This is a genomic window from Paenibacillus sp. F4, assembly GCF_002894905.1.
GTDB classification, from domain to species: domain Bacteria; phylum Bacillota; class Bacilli; order Paenibacillales; family Paenibacillaceae; genus Paenibacillus; species Paenibacillus polymyxa_B.
This window is the reverse complement of the sequence record NZ_POVS01000013.1, coordinates 294,674-310,118: the sequence shown is the minus strand read 5'-3', so window position 1 is coordinate 310,118 and position 15,445 is coordinate 294,674. Positions and strand designations below refer to the sequence as shown.

At 47.3% G+C, this 15,445-nt stretch carries 16 protein-coding genes; 5 read left to right on the top strand and 11 right to left on the bottom strand.

All coding sequences use genetic code 11. The features are described from left to right. The first annotated feature begins 3 nt into the window (after window positions 1–3). Genes C1T21_RS14695 through C1T21_RS14675 form a run of 5 tightly spaced genes read left to right on the top strand, consistent with a single transcriptional unit; the run spans window position 4 to window position 4,741 of the window. Complete coding sequence (locus tag C1T21_RS14695; protein ID WP_103048770.1) at window positions 4–1,296, top strand: glutamate-5-semialdehyde dehydrogenase; 1,293 nt, start codon at window positions 4–6, stop codon at window positions 1,294–1,296. A gap of 39 nt (window positions 1,297–1,335) precedes the next feature. After that, a complete protein-coding gene (gene proC, locus C1T21_RS14690) occupies window positions 1,336–2,202 on the top strand; it encodes a pyrroline-5-carboxylate reductase (protein ID WP_103048769.1) in 867 nt (288 codons plus the stop codon). Further along, entirely contained in the window at window positions 2,199–3,410 is a 1,212-nt protein-coding gene (locus tag C1T21_RS14685) for a 2,3-diketo-5-methylthiopentyl-1-phosphate enolase (RefSeq protein WP_103048768.1), read from the top strand. The genes proC and C1T21_RS14685 overlap by 4 nt, the downstream gene beginning before the upstream one ends. Beyond that, window positions 3,407–4,084: a 2-hydroxy-3-keto-5-methylthiopentenyl-1-phosphate phosphatase gene (locus C1T21_RS14680; RefSeq protein WP_023989121.1), complete on the top strand. Its 678-nt coding sequence runs from the start codon at window positions 3,407–3,409 to the stop codon at window positions 4,082–4,084. Before C1T21_RS14685 ends, C1T21_RS14680 begins: the two co-directional genes overlap by 4 nt. Further along, window positions 4,085–4,741: a methylthioribulose 1-phosphate dehydratase gene (locus C1T21_RS14675; protein WP_071558560.1), complete on the top strand. Its 657-nt coding sequence runs from the start codon at window positions 4,085–4,087 to the stop codon at window positions 4,739–4,741. 167 nt (window positions 4,742–4,908) lie between these two features. Here the strand turns inward: C1T21_RS14675 and C1T21_RS14670 are convergent, their stop codons facing one another. From C1T21_RS14670 to C1T21_RS14620, 11 genes are all read right to left on the bottom strand, one after another. Further along, window positions 4,909–5,520 (bottom strand): flavin reductase family protein, encoded by a 612-nt coding sequence (locus C1T21_RS14670; RefSeq protein WP_103048767.1) that lies wholly within the window; start codon window positions 5,518–5,520, stop codon window positions 4,909–4,911. A 164-nt stretch (window positions 5,521–5,684) separates the two neighbouring features. Continuing rightward, a complete protein-coding gene (locus C1T21_RS14665) occupies window positions 5,685–6,467 on the bottom strand; it encodes a hypothetical protein (RefSeq protein WP_103048766.1) in 783 nt (260 codons plus the stop codon). Between the two features lies 1 nt (window position 6,468). After that, window positions 6,469–7,734 carry a multi-tm2 domain protein gene (locus C1T21_RS14660; protein WP_103048765.1) on the bottom strand — a complete coding sequence of 422 codons (1,266 nt, stop codon included), beginning with the start codon at window positions 7,732–7,734 and terminating at the stop codon, window positions 6,469–6,471. A 95-nt stretch (window positions 7,735–7,829) separates the two neighbouring features. Then, the gene (locus C1T21_RS14655; RefSeq protein WP_103048764.1) at window positions 7,830–8,300 is read right to left on the bottom strand and encodes a hypothetical protein; all 471 of its coding nucleotides are present in this window, start codon (window positions 8,298–8,300) and stop codon (window positions 7,830–7,832) included. Then, complete coding sequence (locus C1T21_RS14650) at window positions 8,297–8,932, bottom strand: RNA polymerase sigma factor (RefSeq protein WP_103048763.1); 636 nt, start codon at window positions 8,930–8,932, stop codon at window positions 8,297–8,299. The genes C1T21_RS14655 and C1T21_RS14650 overlap by 4 nt, the downstream gene beginning before the upstream one ends. A gap of 54 nt (window positions 8,933–8,986) precedes the next feature. Beyond that, window positions 8,987–9,715, bottom strand: coding sequence for a DnaD domain-containing protein (locus tag C1T21_RS14645; protein WP_103048762.1), 729 nt, complete (start codon window positions 9,713–9,715; stop codon window positions 8,987–8,989). A gap of 3 nt (window positions 9,716–9,718) precedes the next feature. Beyond that, window positions 9,719–11,014, bottom strand: coding sequence for an asparagine--tRNA ligase (gene asnS, locus C1T21_RS14640; RefSeq protein WP_103048761.1), 1,296 nt, complete (start codon window positions 11,012–11,014; stop codon window positions 9,719–9,721). A 132-nt stretch (window positions 11,015–11,146) separates the two neighbouring features. Beyond that, window positions 11,147–12,343: an acetate/propionate family kinase gene (locus tag C1T21_RS14635; protein WP_103048760.1), complete on the bottom strand. Its 1,197-nt coding sequence runs from the start codon at window positions 12,341–12,343 to the stop codon at window positions 11,147–11,149. Then, complete coding sequence (locus C1T21_RS14630; RefSeq protein WP_013310676.1) at window positions 12,340–13,212, bottom strand: 3-hydroxyacyl-CoA dehydrogenase family protein; 873 nt, start codon at window positions 13,210–13,212, stop codon at window positions 12,340–12,342. Before C1T21_RS14630 ends, C1T21_RS14635 begins: the two co-directional genes overlap by 4 nt. 136 nt (window positions 13,213–13,348) lie before the next feature. After that, window positions 13,349–14,851: an AAA family ATPase gene (locus C1T21_RS14625; RefSeq protein ID WP_069289810.1), complete on the bottom strand. Its 1,503-nt coding sequence runs from the start codon at window positions 14,849–14,851 to the stop codon at window positions 13,349–13,351. Beyond that, a complete protein-coding gene (locus C1T21_RS14620) occupies window positions 14,844–15,377 on the bottom strand; it encodes a hypothetical protein (RefSeq protein ID WP_103048759.1) in 534 nt (177 codons plus the stop codon). Before C1T21_RS14620 ends, C1T21_RS14625 begins: the two co-directional genes overlap by 8 nt. Window positions 15,378–15,445 lie beyond the last annotated feature (68 nt).

Here is a 15,445-nt window from a genome sequence, read left to right as displayed (position 1 = left end):
AACATGAGTGATTTAACGACTAACACAGCTGCAACCGAGGAGAATCAGTTTAGCGAAGTACGAACCAAAGCGAATCTTGCCAAAAAAAGTGCCGGGGTCATGAACCGACTGACTACAGCACAAAAAAACGAAGCATTGCTTGCTATGGCTGAAGCTCTAGTAAACCATACTGAAGAGCTGATTGCAGCAAACCATAATGACCTGAAACGTGGACGGGAACAGGGAACATCGGAATCGCTGCTCGACCGCCTCAAGCTGACCGAGGACCGAATCGGAGCTATTGCCGAAGGATTACGCCAAATTGTGGCACTGCCTGACCCGGTCGGCGACACCCTTGAGCAAATTGAACGTCCAAACGGTCTGCGAATTGAGAAGATACGTGTGCCGCTGGGTGTCATCGGCATCATATATGAAGCGCGTCCAAATGTAACCGTGGATGCCGCGGGCCTGTGCTTGAAAACAGGCAATCCGGTTGTGCTACGCGGTGGTTCGGCCGCCCTCTTCTCCAACCGCAAGATTATCGAAGTACTCCAGCAGGCACTAGACGCAACAGCTGTGCCACGCGAGGCGCTTCAACTTATTGAAGATTCAGACCGTGCCTCGGTCAACGAAATGCTCACCTTGAACGGCTTGCTGGATGTAATTATTCCACGCGGCGGACGTTCACTCATTCAAAATGTTGTTCAGAACGCTACCGTACCTGTCATCGAAACTGGGGCTGGCGTATGCCATACCTTCTTGGACGCTACAGCAAATGCAGCAATGGCCGAAGCGATTACACTGAATGCCAAGGTACAAAGACCGTCCGTGTGTAACTCAATGGAAACATTGCTCGTACACTCGGATTATGCAAAAGCACACTTAAAAGGATTGGCAGAACGCTTTCGTGATGCGGGGGTTGAGCTACGCGGCTGTGCACGCACACGAGAATTGGCTCCTTGGGCTGTTCCTGCTACAGAAGAGGATTATGGCACCGAGTATAATGATTACATTATGAACGTAAAGGTCGTGGACAATCTGGACGAAGTACTGGAGCATATTACCCGTTACGGTACGAAGCATTCAGAGTGTATTGTCACCGAGGACAAAGCCCATGTCGAGCGTTTTCTGCAAGAAGTGGACGCGGCAGCCGTGTACCACAATGCATCCACTCGCTTCACGGATGGCTTCGAGTTTGGGTTTGGTGCCGAGATCGGAATCAGTACACAAAAATTACATGCCCGCGGCCCAATGGGATTGCCTGCCTTGACTTCAACCAAATATCGCGTGTACGGTACTGGACAAATCAGGGAATAATAACTTAAATCAATCTGTATCCTTGGAGGTTATGAATCTATGTGTGAATCACAAACAAAGGTTTTAATTAATGAGCAAATTACATTTTTCGGGGCAGGATCAATGGCAGAGGCTATTATTCGCGGAATGACGGCTCGTTCTGTCGTCAAACCTAGTGGTATTACCGTCATCAACCGCAGTAATCAGGCTCGCCTTGAGGAACTTCAAAAGCAATATGGAGTCTTGTTCCAAACCGAGGATGCCGCCAAAACCGAGCTTCTGCGTCGTTCTCCGGTCATTGTGCTTGCCATGAAGCCCAAGGATGCTGCACAAGCACTTGGACAGCTCGGCCCACTTCTGTCTGATGAGCAGCTGATCATTTCGGTAATCGCCGGATTGTCTATTCGTACGATGCAAACGTTGCTGGGTCGCAAGCAGCCGATCGCACGGACGATGCCCAATACATCCAGCTCAATTGGGCTGGGAGCCACAGGTATTAGCTTTTCCAAGGAGATCAGCGAGATCCAGCGTAAAAACGTGCTTACAATGTTCGAATCTGTAGGTACGGTAACGGTTATAGAAGAAGAGAAAATGGATGTTTTGACCGGGATATCTGGAAGCGGCCCTGCGTATGTCTACTACCTGATGGAAGCCATGATTGCCGGGGGAATCCGTGGTGGCTTGACCCCTGAGCAAGCGCACGAATTAACGGTGCAAACCGCGCTTGGAGCGGCACGCATGGTGCAGCAAACCGGAGAGGAGCCTTCTGCCCTTCGCCACAAAATCATGTCTCCTAATGGCTCTACGGTAGCTGCATTGGAAACGCTGGACAAAGGTGACTTCTACGAAACGGTGATTGCGGCGGTGCAACGTTGTGCCGAACGATCCCGCGAGATGGGAGCTGTACTCAAGGAGGGAATTGAATGAGCTATTGCTTGGCGACCTACCGGATATACGATGACAAAGCCGATTTTAACCAAAAGGCCCAATCTATTGCCATCGGCATGACGGTGGGCAGCTGGACTGAGCTCCCGCAAGCCAAACGGGACGCGATGCAAAAGCATCTTGGCTCGGTTCATTCTGTGGATATTCACGATGGAGGTCCCGGTGAACGGTACGCCGACCTGACCATCGCTTACCCGGATGTCAACTTCAGCCGGGATATTCCCGCACTGCTGGTCACGGTCTTCGGCAAAATTTCGATGGACGGCCGAATTAAGCTAACGAAGCTGGGTTTCTCGGAAGCATTTCGCTCTGCTTTTCCAGGACCGAAATTCGGTATCAGCGGCTTGCGCGAGCAGCTCGGCGTGCATGATCGCCCCCTGCTCATGAGCATTTTCAAATCTGTAATTGGCCTCAATTTGGACGAACTTCGTGAACAGTTTACCCGGCAGGCTCTCGGTGGTGTTGATCTGATCAAGGACGACGAGATCTTGTTTGAAAACGCGCTGACGCCGATTGAAAAACGTGTCGAAGCCTGCATCAAAGCCGCCGAAGCGGCTGAGCGTGAAACCGGTAAAAAGCTGCTGTATGCCGCTAATTTAACGGGGTCGACCTCGCAGCTTAAGACGCAAGCTCTCAAGGCCATTGATGCAGGTACCAACGCGTTACTGTTTAACGTGTTGGCCTACGGTTACGATGTGCTGCATGAACTTAGCAGCGATCCCGCCGTCTCGGTGCCGATTGCAGCCCATCCTTCGTTGGCGGGTGCTGCTTATCCATCGCCTCATTATGGTATATCGGCGTCCGTCCTGCTCGGTCAGCTTATGCGGCTGGCTGGCGCTGACCTCGTGCTCTTCCCTTCTCCCTACGGCTCAGTGACGATGCCGCGTGAGGAAAACATGGCGATCCGCGATGAGCTGATCACCCCTGATCTACCGCTGAAGGCCAGCATGCCTGTCCCTTCCGCAGGGATTCACCCGGGCCTCGTGCCGCTCATTGTACGTGACTTTGGTACCGACGTCGTGGTCAACGCTGGGGGCGGGGTTCACGGTCATCCGCTGGGTACAGAAGCTGGTGGGCGCGCCTTTGTGCAGGCGATTGAAGCGGTACAGCAAAATGTCCCGCTGGCAGAATACGCCCGTACTCACCCCGAGCTGCAATCTGCGCTCGACACATGGGGAGGCGAACGATGAGCACAGCAAAGAAGCCCGTCATTTTTTGCGATTTTGACGGGACAATTACGAACAGCGACAATATTGTCGCCATTATGAAGCACTTTCAGCCTACAGGCTGTGAGCCCATCATGCATCAAATCGTAAATGGGCATACATCCATTCGTGAAGGCGTAGGTGCGATGTTCGCCTTGATGCCTTCGGAGCAAAAGGACGAAATTATCTCATATGTACTTGGACAAGCTGGTATACGCGAGGGCTTTGCACGCTTTTTGGACTATGTACGAGAGCAGCAGATTCAATTTTTCGTCACCAGTGGCGGCATTGATTTTTTTATTGATCCATTGCTAAAACCCTTCGATATTCCACACGACCACGTCTATTGCAACGGAGCGGATTTTTCCGGGGATCGCATCCAGATTACGTGGCCGCATCCATGTGAGGAACCGTGTACAAATGATTGTGGCATGTGTAAAACGACTGTGATTCGTCAATATCCTTCCGAACAATACGAACGGATTTTGATCGGCGACAGCCTGACCGATTTTGAAGGAGCTAAAATTGCCGATCTTGTGTACTCCCGTTCGCATCTGACTTTAAAGTGTCAAGAGCTTGGCGTACCACATGTACCCTTTGAAACATTTGATGACATTATCGAGGATTTAAAGCAAAAACAGGAGCAAGGAGTGCTGTAAATGAGTTTTAACTTGGCAGACATTTCATTGGAAGAAAAACGCCGCGCACTGGAAGAACTCGCTGATGTCAAAGAACTATTCGCATCTCGCAACTGGTTCCCAGGCACGAGCGGCAATTTGTCGATCCGAATCGGTGACTTTCATCCCGAACAATTTTATTTTGCAGTCACCGCCAGCGGCAAGGATAAAACCAAGCGTACTCCGGAAGATTTTCTGTTCGTAGACCAGTACGGAAAAGCGGCAGAAGCGACAAACCTCAAGCCAAGCGCAGAGACGCTTATACATTGCGAAATTTACCGCCTGACAGGCTGCGGAGCCGTTTTTCATGTGCATACCGTGTTTAACAATCTGATTTCCGAATATTACGGTGAGCAAGGCGCTGTACCTATCCAAGGTATTGAGCTGATCAAGGCTTTTAACATTTGGGAAGAAAATGCTGCGATTGATATTCCTGTGCTGCCTAATTACGCAGATATTGCCTCGATTGCCAAGCTGGTGCCCGGTGTGCTGAATGATCAGGTGCCTGGAATTTTATTGCGTAACCACGGCATTTATGCGTGGGGCCGTGATGTATTTGAGGCCAAAAAGCATTTGGAGGCGTTTGAATTTTTGTTTGAAACGACGTATCGCTCCCTGCTGCTGAAAACTTTGAAGTAAATAAACTCATAAATATCAAAGATGCGTATCCTTATTTGTAAAAGTGGTTATTGAATAATCGAGAACGGAGCCTAAGCGATAGCACAGGAGCGTTCTCTTTTTTATAATTAGGGTATTCTATTCTACTAGCCACATAAAATCTTAGGCATGCTGTAAAAAAACGCCCCCTATTGGGGACGCTCCAGCGTGAATTGCTCTCCTAGCTTCGCATAGTTGTTCCCAGCCAACCGACTTACTGGACGCAACTCCTTAGCAATCACATACGTATTTTGATACGCTTCCTCGGACAAATGATACTCCACTACGCGTCCGATTAACAGATCACAGGCAGGTGAGTCCTCCTTGCCTCCCAGCGGTATAACTTGTTCCAGAATACATTCCATGCGTATTTTCGCTTCTGCCACACCGGGAACTTCGATTTTTGTACTTTTGACCGGGGTAAGGCCTGCCAGTGCAACCTCACTCTCCTGCGGCAACAGACGGGAAGCCGTCACATTCACTGCTCCCACATTGTCCTCGTCTGTGATATGTACGACAAATGCCTTGTGCTCCATCGCATTACGTGCTGTATCTTTGGGTACTCCATCAACACGTTGTACGGATACAGACAGCAGTGGCGGTTCAGAGGCTACGATGGAAAAATAACTGAACGGCGCACCATTCAGCACCCCTTCGCTGCTCAAAGTCGTTACAAAGGCTACCGGCCTTGGGATAATACTTCCAGTCAACAGCTTATAATTTTCACGCCCTGTAAGCGTATCAGGATTCAACGAAATCATTTTTCTCCCTCATTTCCGATCACAATCGCTATTCGACTGCACATCATCAAGTTTCGCCTGATAAGCAAATACACCATTAGCTAGCGACATGGATGACATCTCAGGCTTCCCTTTCAGTATCGCGTGAATGATACGAAATGTAAAGTTGGAGCCGGAAGATCTCCCTATTTTTCAATTATATTTCCTCGGCTATCGCGCACAGTAACCGTAATTCCCTCAGGTACAGCAATCGTAACATCAAGCTGCTGCTGAGTCTGCATAAACCGTGTCGGAATTTGGCCCAGTAATACATACAAGGTATCGCCGATTTGCTTGGTCTGATATAAATCTTGTCCTTTTATTTCGTCCTCTTTACCTGTGTATACATAACTTCCAAACACATGCACCTCCGGTGAGGTGGTTGCGTCAATTTTGACCGCATAAGGATCTTCTCCCTGTACAATCACCTTGGTCACTCCGGCAGGCAGTTTTTCATGCCAGTCTGGGAGAACCCTTGTTTCCTGAACCGAACTCATTATTTCTCTGACTTGCGGGGTGATCCCCAATGAACTGACCAAGGCAAATCCGATACAGCAAAAAACCAATACCGCCGTAATAAACATACTGAATAAATCATAACGAATGCGCTCACGCGTCCCTTTCCAAGCAGTATACATTAAAATTTCCAATCCCAGTAAAATAAAAACGATTGGCCACCAGGTCAACGCCTGATCTAGTATGCCAGCTCCCCAAAACTTGGAGGCAAACGTTACGCCCCCCAGCAGGACAAGGAAAAGTCCCATTGACAGTCTTCCAACTTTCCACACCCCTGCCGGAGCGTTTGACGCTTTAAAGGAACTATTTTTGTTAGATGATGTACCCAATATACCTGTGGGGCCTCCTCCATCGCTATGAGGATGATGGGCTCCCTTTAAGGGAGCCTCACTCTTTGAAAACTCAGTATCCATTCTATTGCTTCTCCTTTACTCGTTTAGATTTGGAATTCCCGATCATCATCCAAATACCACCGCCAATCAACAATAAGGATACGATAATCGTCCGTAGATACATATCAACCAAATTATAAATCTCTCCATTCGGAAACAGACGATCCAGAGTAGGAACTAGTACGTTGATTAAGATGTAATAGGCACCCAGCAGCAGTAGCCCCAAGCCTACCCAGCGGTGATATTGAGCAAACATACCGATCACAGGCTTGTCAATCAGCGGCTCCCGTCCATAACGGCTTACTTGCTGCAATGCATCAAAAAAACTGTAAAACCAGACCACCGGAATCAGGAACAAAAAGAGTGAAAGATGCAGTACGTCCAGTACATAGATGCCTCCTAAAAACAGAAGCATGAGCTGGAGACCACGCTTTTGCAAACCTATATACATATGTCCGGCACCGGGAAATACCGATAAAATGGTAGCCAGCATTTTACTTCGGCGTCCCTCGACTCTTCCATGCTCCAGTTCCTCAAACAAAGTCCGGTCCTGAAGAATTTCTCCAGCTTGTTTGCGATGTACATGCTGCACCGCATCAAACATGCAATACAGCCAAATGATCGGCAACACGCCCCCAAAGGCCAAAAATCCGGATTCGTTAGTGATGCTAGTAATAAAGATAAGAATCGCACCAAAGCCAAAGAAGGACAGTAAAAAAGACAAACCACGCTGCATCATCCCTAGATGAAGGTGTCCCAGTCCCGGGATAAATGACAGCAAAATCGTAAAAAAGCGTTCATTGTCCGATCCTTTTTGAAAAGCAGGCGCCCCTGCCATACCATAGTGTCCTTGTTGGTAATGGTTATAGCCCGGGCCATATCCCATTCCTGCTCCCGGTACATCCGTATCTGCGTGTGTTGCCCCCTCCGGTACCTCCCCTGTTAAACTAGCCTGTCCATAAGGTCCATTTTGCGAGTAAAAATCATATGGATTGGGCCCTGCATGAGGGGGGTATGGAGCAGCGACTGCACGAGGATCATAACGCAACAAGCTAATAATGATATGCAACGTGCTGAGTCCCCAAAAAAGGGCGGCAACAAACATACTGGCCAATAAAGGCATTTCGTCACTTGATACCACTGAAAAAAATAATCCTCCCGCCAGACATCCGAAAAACAAAATGGTGTACACAAACGCATTGGCTTTTCTGGTCCAGTAATAGTGTCCCACACCGGGAATGATGTTCAATAGAAATGCCAAAAGCTTGCTTCTTTCTGTATAAGGCATCGCTACACTTCCTTTCTATTTATGGGATTTTGATAAAGTTCCCATTTGAAGGTTGTTATTTTTGAGTTTTTTCGTCTCACCCTTTATCCGATGATTTAGGGCTTTAATTTATCGAGCCAGGTTGTGGTAGCTCGCATGACCTCTTCACTGTAAGAAACGCGTTCTTTTGGAGGAATTGGCTTCCCGTCTGTTTGCGGCATCATTTTGTCAAAGGCTCCACTGGACAACAAGATCAACGTTAGGCTTGCGGCGACAACATAGTGAAACACAGGTTTTTCAAACCAGCCGCGTTTTTTAAACATAACTTGACTCGGTTCAGCTTCTATCTCGGGAAGAACGGCCATTACCTGATCTGTGAAGCGCTCCGTATCCATCCAGGCAGAATAATCCTTTAAAGTTGACTCCAGTTGCTCCAGTGCAACAAGATATAACATCAGCGCCTGTTCGTCTTCCAGCAGGAGCTTTTCCAGCCGGGCAGATTCTTCTATCGTGCAAGTTCCTGCAATGTAAGCATGCCAGTCATTCGATTTCCCTTCAATCCACGGTTTATCCTGTTGGTCAGTCATTGCCATTCCTCCTCCTTCCAGTGATTTCGAATCCATAGCCGCGCCCGATAGAGTCTGGACTCTACTGTTTTTAAAGCTACCTGCGTCTCTTCTGCAATTTGATCGTAAGTTTTGCCCTGCATATAATAGGCTTGAATAATATCCCGATGTTGCTGAGGCAACTGGGCAATTTTTTGCGATAGTTCTACAGTTTGCTCCTCGCGGATGAGACGGGCCAGCACATCCTCATCCCGGGAAGGGAGCTGTACAAGGGATTGTGCCACGTCTATAAGCTCTGCGGGTCGTCTGTCCTGTTTGCGCTTAATATCCAGCGCTTTGTGGAGCGCAATTCGGCTCAGCCACGTTTTAAATCCTTCGTTCCGGTACTGGGGGAGAGACTTGTACACCTGAACGAACGCCTCCTGCGCGGCATCTTCGGCTTCCTTGCTGTCATGCAGTACCGAATAGGCGATATGAAATACATGCTTGCTGTACAGCTCTACGATCTCACGGAACGCCTGCCGGTCACCGGACCGTATTCGTTCAATGATTCTCTCTATATCAATGACGCTCTCCCCCTTCCCAATACTATAGACGCTAGGAAATTTCCTTCCCCTGCATATTTCGAAAAAAATATTTAAAAAAGGACACACCCTCCTGACGGAATGGTGTGTCCTCTATCATTAAAGCCTATTTAGACCGATATATCAATTGCGTCCGCCACCACGGAATCGCTGGGCATATTCTTTGGCATCCTGTGCATTACGAACACGGTTTCGGCTCCACTCCAGCAAAATACGGTCTATATACCGGAAATGTACCTTCCCTGCAAATACCGCTTCCTTCAAAGCCAGCAAAATCAGTTCCTCGGGATACCGATCCTGATCCACCCAGCTGGTGATCGTCTCGTATTCCATCGGTGACAATGGTCGCCCGAATTCTTTCTCAAAAATCGTGAACAAATTCCGTTCTTCTGTAAGTGGGGATTCTGATATTCCATTCAGTAAATCCGGCTTTCCGGCAAACAAAATGTCATCTTCATCGTGCTGCTCATTACGCTCGGCGATCATACATTCTGCCAACTTACGATACAGCCCCGTCAAATTGTAACGTTCGAATTGTACGGATGAGCTGCGGTCTTCTACGGAATCGATTCTCAAAAATCCTTCTTTCATGAGCTTACTGAAATAGAGTGCGATTTCGTTCGCAGTGCATCCGATACGTGCCTGCAATTGTTCCCATGTCGGAAATTCATTACGCTCCGCTTGTTTAAAGGCAAGCAACTGCATCAGTAACAGCATTTCACCATCTGTCAGCCGAAGTGTCCGATAATGCTTGAGCAGGGCGTAGGGAATCTGGACCATTCCGGCTTCCATAGCAAAGGCTACTCCCTCCGCCCATTCTGCCGCTGATGTCTTGTCGAATGATCCGGTCATCGGTTACGGATACAAACGATACAGCATACGTGGGAACGGAATCGTTTCACGTACATGATCGAGTCCACAAATCCATGCTACTGTACGCTCTAGGCCCAGTCCAAAGCCGGAATGCGGAACGGTACCATAGGTACGCAGATCCATATACCATTGGTAGGCTTCACGAGCCAAGTTATGCTCGTTAAAACGTTCTTCCATCAATGCTGGATCATCAATCCGTTGGGAACCCCCGATAATTTCGCCATAGCCTTCAGGAGCGATCATATCGGCACACAGAACAACCTCTGGACGGGTCGGGTCTGGTTTCATATAGAATGCCTTAATGTGAGTCGGCCAATGTGTAATGAACACAGGCTTGTTATATCTTTCAGCAATCGCCGTTTCATGAGGAGCACCAAAGTCTTCCCCCCATGGGATATCGAAACCTTCACCTTGAAGGAAGGCAATCGCCTCATCATACGTAATACGTGGGAATTCGCCTTGAATTTGCTCCAGCTTCGAAACATCGCGTCCGATTGTTTCAAGCTCCTTCGCACAATTTTTCAGAACAGATTGCACGATATGACTTACAAACTGCTCCTGAACGCGCAAAGATTCTTCATGATCCACAAAAGCCATCTCAGGCTCGATCATCCAGAACTCAATCAGGTGACGACGTGTTTTGGACTTTTCCGCACGGAAAGTTGGACCAAAGGAATATACTTTGCCCAGCGCCATTGCCGCGGCTTCCATATACAACTGTCCGCTTTGTGTCAAATACGCATCTTCGTCAAAATATTTAATGTGGAACAATTCTGTTGTGCCTTCTGCAGAGGAAGGAGTCAAAATTGGTGGGTCCACCTTCGTAAAGCCGTTGCCATTAAAGAATTCCTGTACAGCACGGATAATTTCCGCCCGTACGATCAGAACAGCACGTTGCTTGGCGGAACGCAGCCACAAATGACGATGATCCATCAAGAAATCTACACCGTGTTCTTTCGGTGTAATCGGGTAGTTTTCGGTCAAATGAATAATTTCAATGCCTGTAACCGTTAATTCAAAGCCCGATTGGCTACGCGGTTCTTCACGTACTACTCCAGTAACGTAAAGGGAGCTCTCTTGAGTCAAGGATTTGGCGTCATTCCAAATTTCCTCGGACACTTCGCTTTTCACGATAACCCCTTGAATATACCCGCTACCATCGCGCAGTTGCAGGAACTGAATTTTACCACTAGATCGTTTATTGTTTACCCAAGCGCCGATTGTAACCGTTTCCCCTACATGGCGGCCCACTTGGGCAATCGTACTTTTATTCGTCATGACCGTCTCTCTCCTCTTAACCGAAAATCAAACAGCCCTTCCCCCTGGGTCAGGCTGTTTGCTCTCGCTGTTTAGTGCATGCGGAACTCAAACAATAGTCCGCATGCATAAAGTTTACACTTTCGAATCGAACTACTGAACCAGACGGAACGTGTCGCGGGCAATAACCAGTTCTTCGTTCGTCGGAATGATCAGTACTTCTACCTTTGAATTTGCAGTTGTAATCCGGCGAGGCTCGCCAGAACGAATAGCATTCAACGATTCATCCAGCTCGATACCGAGGAATGTCAATTGCTCCAACACTCTCTTACGCAGAACGATGGAGTTCTCGCCTACACCTGCTGTAAATGCAATTACGTCTACCCCGTTCATTGCGGCAGCATACGATCCAATGTATTTGCGCAGACGGTATTCATACATTTCGAATGCCAATGTAGAATTAGCTTCGCCTTTTTCCATACCTTCTGTGATTTCACGCATGTCACTGCTGATACCGGAGATAGCCAAAAGTCCACTATGCTTGTTCAACATGGAATTGACTTCATTGACAGTCAATTCTTCTTTGTTCATGACATAAGGTACGATTGCTGGGTCCAAATCACCACTACGAGTACCCATCATAAGGCCTTCCAGTGGAGTCATACCCATGGAAGTATCAACAGACAAACCGCCTTGAACTGCTGTTACACTACCACCATTACCGATATGACAAGTGATAATCTTCAGGTCTTCCAATGGACGATCAAGGAATTTGGCGGCTTCCTTACTTACAAAATCATGGGAAGTGCCATGGGCACCGTAACGACGAACCTTATACTTATTGTACAACACTCTTGGAATGGCGTACATATAAGCTTTTTCAGGCATGGTTTGATGGAACGAGGTATCAAATACCACAACCTGCGGTACATCTGGCATATTCAATTCAGCCGCTTTAATCCCCATCATGGAAGCAGGGTTATGCAGTGGCGCCAAGTCAAACAAGCGACGGATTTCACTCTTCGCTTCAGGCGTTACAACTGCTGACTGTTTGAAGATTTCGCCTCCATGAACCACACGGTGGCCCACAGCCTGAATTTCACTAGTACTGGAGATTACACCATGTTCAGCATCTGTGAGTGCGTTCAGCACTTTACGGATGGCTGTAGTATGTTCCAAAATTTCGCTAACTTCGGTGTATTCTTCTTTATTGGTTGGCTTATGCGTAAGAATGGAAGAATCCATACCGATGCGCTCTACCAATCCTTTTGCCAGAACGGACTCGTCCGTCATATCATACAATTGGTATTTCAGGGAAGAACTCCCTGCATTGATTACGAGAATTTTCATATCCGGTCACCATCCTTGTCGTACTTAAAGAAGCCTTCGCCCGATTTTACGCCCAGATTACCTGCACGCACCATTTTCTTCAGTACGATGGACGGACGATATTTCAATTCGCCGAATTCACGGAACATACGCTCCAGAGCAGCCAAAACGGAATCCAGACCAAAGCGGTCAGCCATTTCCAAAGGACCGCTTTGGAAGTTATAGCCGATTCGCATAGCGTCGTCGATATCATCAGCGGAAGCTACGCCCTCTTGAAGTACATGAGCCGCTTCGTTAATCAACAGACAGATTATCCGGCTTGTTACGAATCCAGGAGATTCATAAATCATGACTCCTTTTTTCTCCACTATTTCTTCCACGAACATTTTAGTGTGTTCAAATGTATCGTCCGAAGTTTTCAAACCACGAATAATTTCTACAAGATCAATACGGGATACTGGATAAATAAAGTGCATACCAATAACACGCTCAGGATACTTGGTCGAGCTGGCAAGCTCGGTCAGGCTCAGCGTGGATGTATTACTTGCAAGAATAATATTGCTTGGACATACATGGTCTAACTCTTGGAACACTGCTTTCTTCTCGTCCAGATTCTCTGTAATCGTCTCAATGACCATATCGCAGCTGCCGAGCTCCGCCAAATGGATTACTTTTTGAATACGGGATAAGATCAATTTTTTCTCAGCTTGAGTAATTGCCCACTTTTCCAGTTGTTTGTCCAGACTCGTTTCAATCATATTGTAGGCGTAGTCTAGTTTCTCTGGTGTCTGCTCTACCAGCAGCACATCGATTCCTTTGGACGCGAGCATTTCAGAAATCCCCTGTCCCATGGTGCCGCCGCCGATGACGCCGATTTTTTTAAATTGCATGATTCTTTACTCCACCCTTTCCTGGTCACTCTCATATATTGTATCCTTCTTTGTCGAAAAATACATGTTTATGTCCCAATAGATAATAATATCTTAGCACGGACTAAAAGTAAAAAAAAATAACCAGCATAAAAAATTATGCTGGTAATAAAGCATTTTCACTAAATTGACATCTAAATTGGTCTCCAGACAGAGTTTCTTCCTTCATCAGGATGTCAAGTGAGTTGTCGAACACAGGACGATGCTTTTCCAGCAGCTCCAAAGTTCGGGTATGCAGGTCAGCCATAATCTCGCCATTTTCCCGCATGAGTTCTTCTTTGGTTACCATTTCCATGTTAATAATGCCAAGTGAAGTCAAACCGGAAGTCATCATTGTATGGACGATGTTCAGCGCCTGCTCAAAATCATTACTTGAACCGGTACTGCGACCGCCGTAGTACATTTCTTCCGCCGTAGCCCCTGCGAGCGAGATCATAATTTGCTCCTCCAGGAACTGCTTGGTGTATAAATAATGCTCTTGCTGCGGATTGTGGCGCACATAGCCAAGCGCTTTTCCGCGTGGGCTAAGTGCTACCTGGCTTACGCTACCGGGACGAACAATTTCGGCCATAATAGCATGTCCTAGTTCATGAATCGCTACACGTTTTTTCTCTTCCAACGTCGATTCCCGGTCTGTCTTTTCACCCATCATCACTTTATCAATTGCCATCGACAGATGCTTCTGCGCAATCATTTTCTGATCCTGTCTCATCGCATAGATTGCCGCTTCATTCATCACGCTCTCCAGCTGTGCGCCGGAAAACCCGTAAGATTCCTCAGCAATTTTGTCCAGATTCGCATCTTCCTGAATCGGTTTGTTTTTGGCATGAATTTTAAGAATATGAAGACGGCCCTTCTTATCAGGCAAATCCACTTGAATATGACGGTCAAAACGCCCTGGACGTGTTAAGGCACTGTCCAGCATTTCTTTACGGTTTGTTGCTGCAATGATCAAAATCCGCGGTGTATCTGCGGAATAAATACCATCCATTTCTGTCAGTAACTGATTCAAAGTCTGATCATATTCTCGTTGCTGTCCACCCTCACGTTTACCACCAATTACATCGATTTCGTCAATAAAAATAATTGCATTTTCCTTCTTTTCCTTGGCTGCACGAGTACGCGCCTCCCGAAACAACTCACGGACACGACCTGCTCCAACACCAACGTACATTTCAACAAATTCACTACCTGAGGCTGCAACAAATACAGAATTAGTGTAGTGTGCCGCTGCCTTCGCCATCAGCGTTTTTCCTGTTCCCGGAGGACCTGTGAGCAAAACGCCTTTTAATGGACGGATACCAAACTTGGAAATTTCATCATGTCGATTCAAAAAATCCAGGGCCTCGCGCAACTCCTGCTTAGCGCTTTCCTGCCCGCCGATTTCCTCAAAAGTCAGCTTGTCCGGACCATTTTTTTTACGTTTACGCTCTTGCCCAGCACCTACGGCCAAGCCACCACGCGCATGCATAAGCATTAACAAGCCGCTGAGCATCACGCCAGCAACTAGAAGAGGGATAATATTCACCCCAATAAAAACGAGAAATATAATGGTCACCGGCACAATGCCGATTAATGTTTCCTTGATCCATCTAGGCATTAGGCCATACCCCCATTTGCTGAGATTGACGTGGCAAAACGATAAACTTGGTCGCTTTACCTTCGCTGAGTCGGATATAGACATTGTTCGAATCCATGTCGGTATCAGCTTTGATACCTGTCTTTTTCTTTTTCATCTGCTCAACTGTAGATGAAATTTGAGTATACTTTTTATTTTCCATCGCTTCGGCTACAGGAAACATAGCCTCAGACCACCATTGATTCAGTGCTGAATTGGAACGATCTGCAATATCCAGCTTAATGGTACGGCTGCCAATGATGGATTGTCCTTTTTGCTTAACCACATCGACTAATCCGGCCACATCCGCCTGCGGTTTGAGATCTAGTTTCAATACAACCTGATCCTGTTTAATATCTATTTGAGCGCTTGTCACGCCTGGATATTGAGAAACCAGTTTTTCCAGAGGACTTTGCATTGTAACCTGACGGTAAATGAACCATCCCCCAAATAGCAGCAAAGCTGCCAAAACTGCCGCCACAACGATAGGAACTGCACGCAATTTCAAACAACATCCTCCTCTCAAAATGTAAAACCCAGAAGAAACGGGACGAATGTCAACAAACAACCAAATTG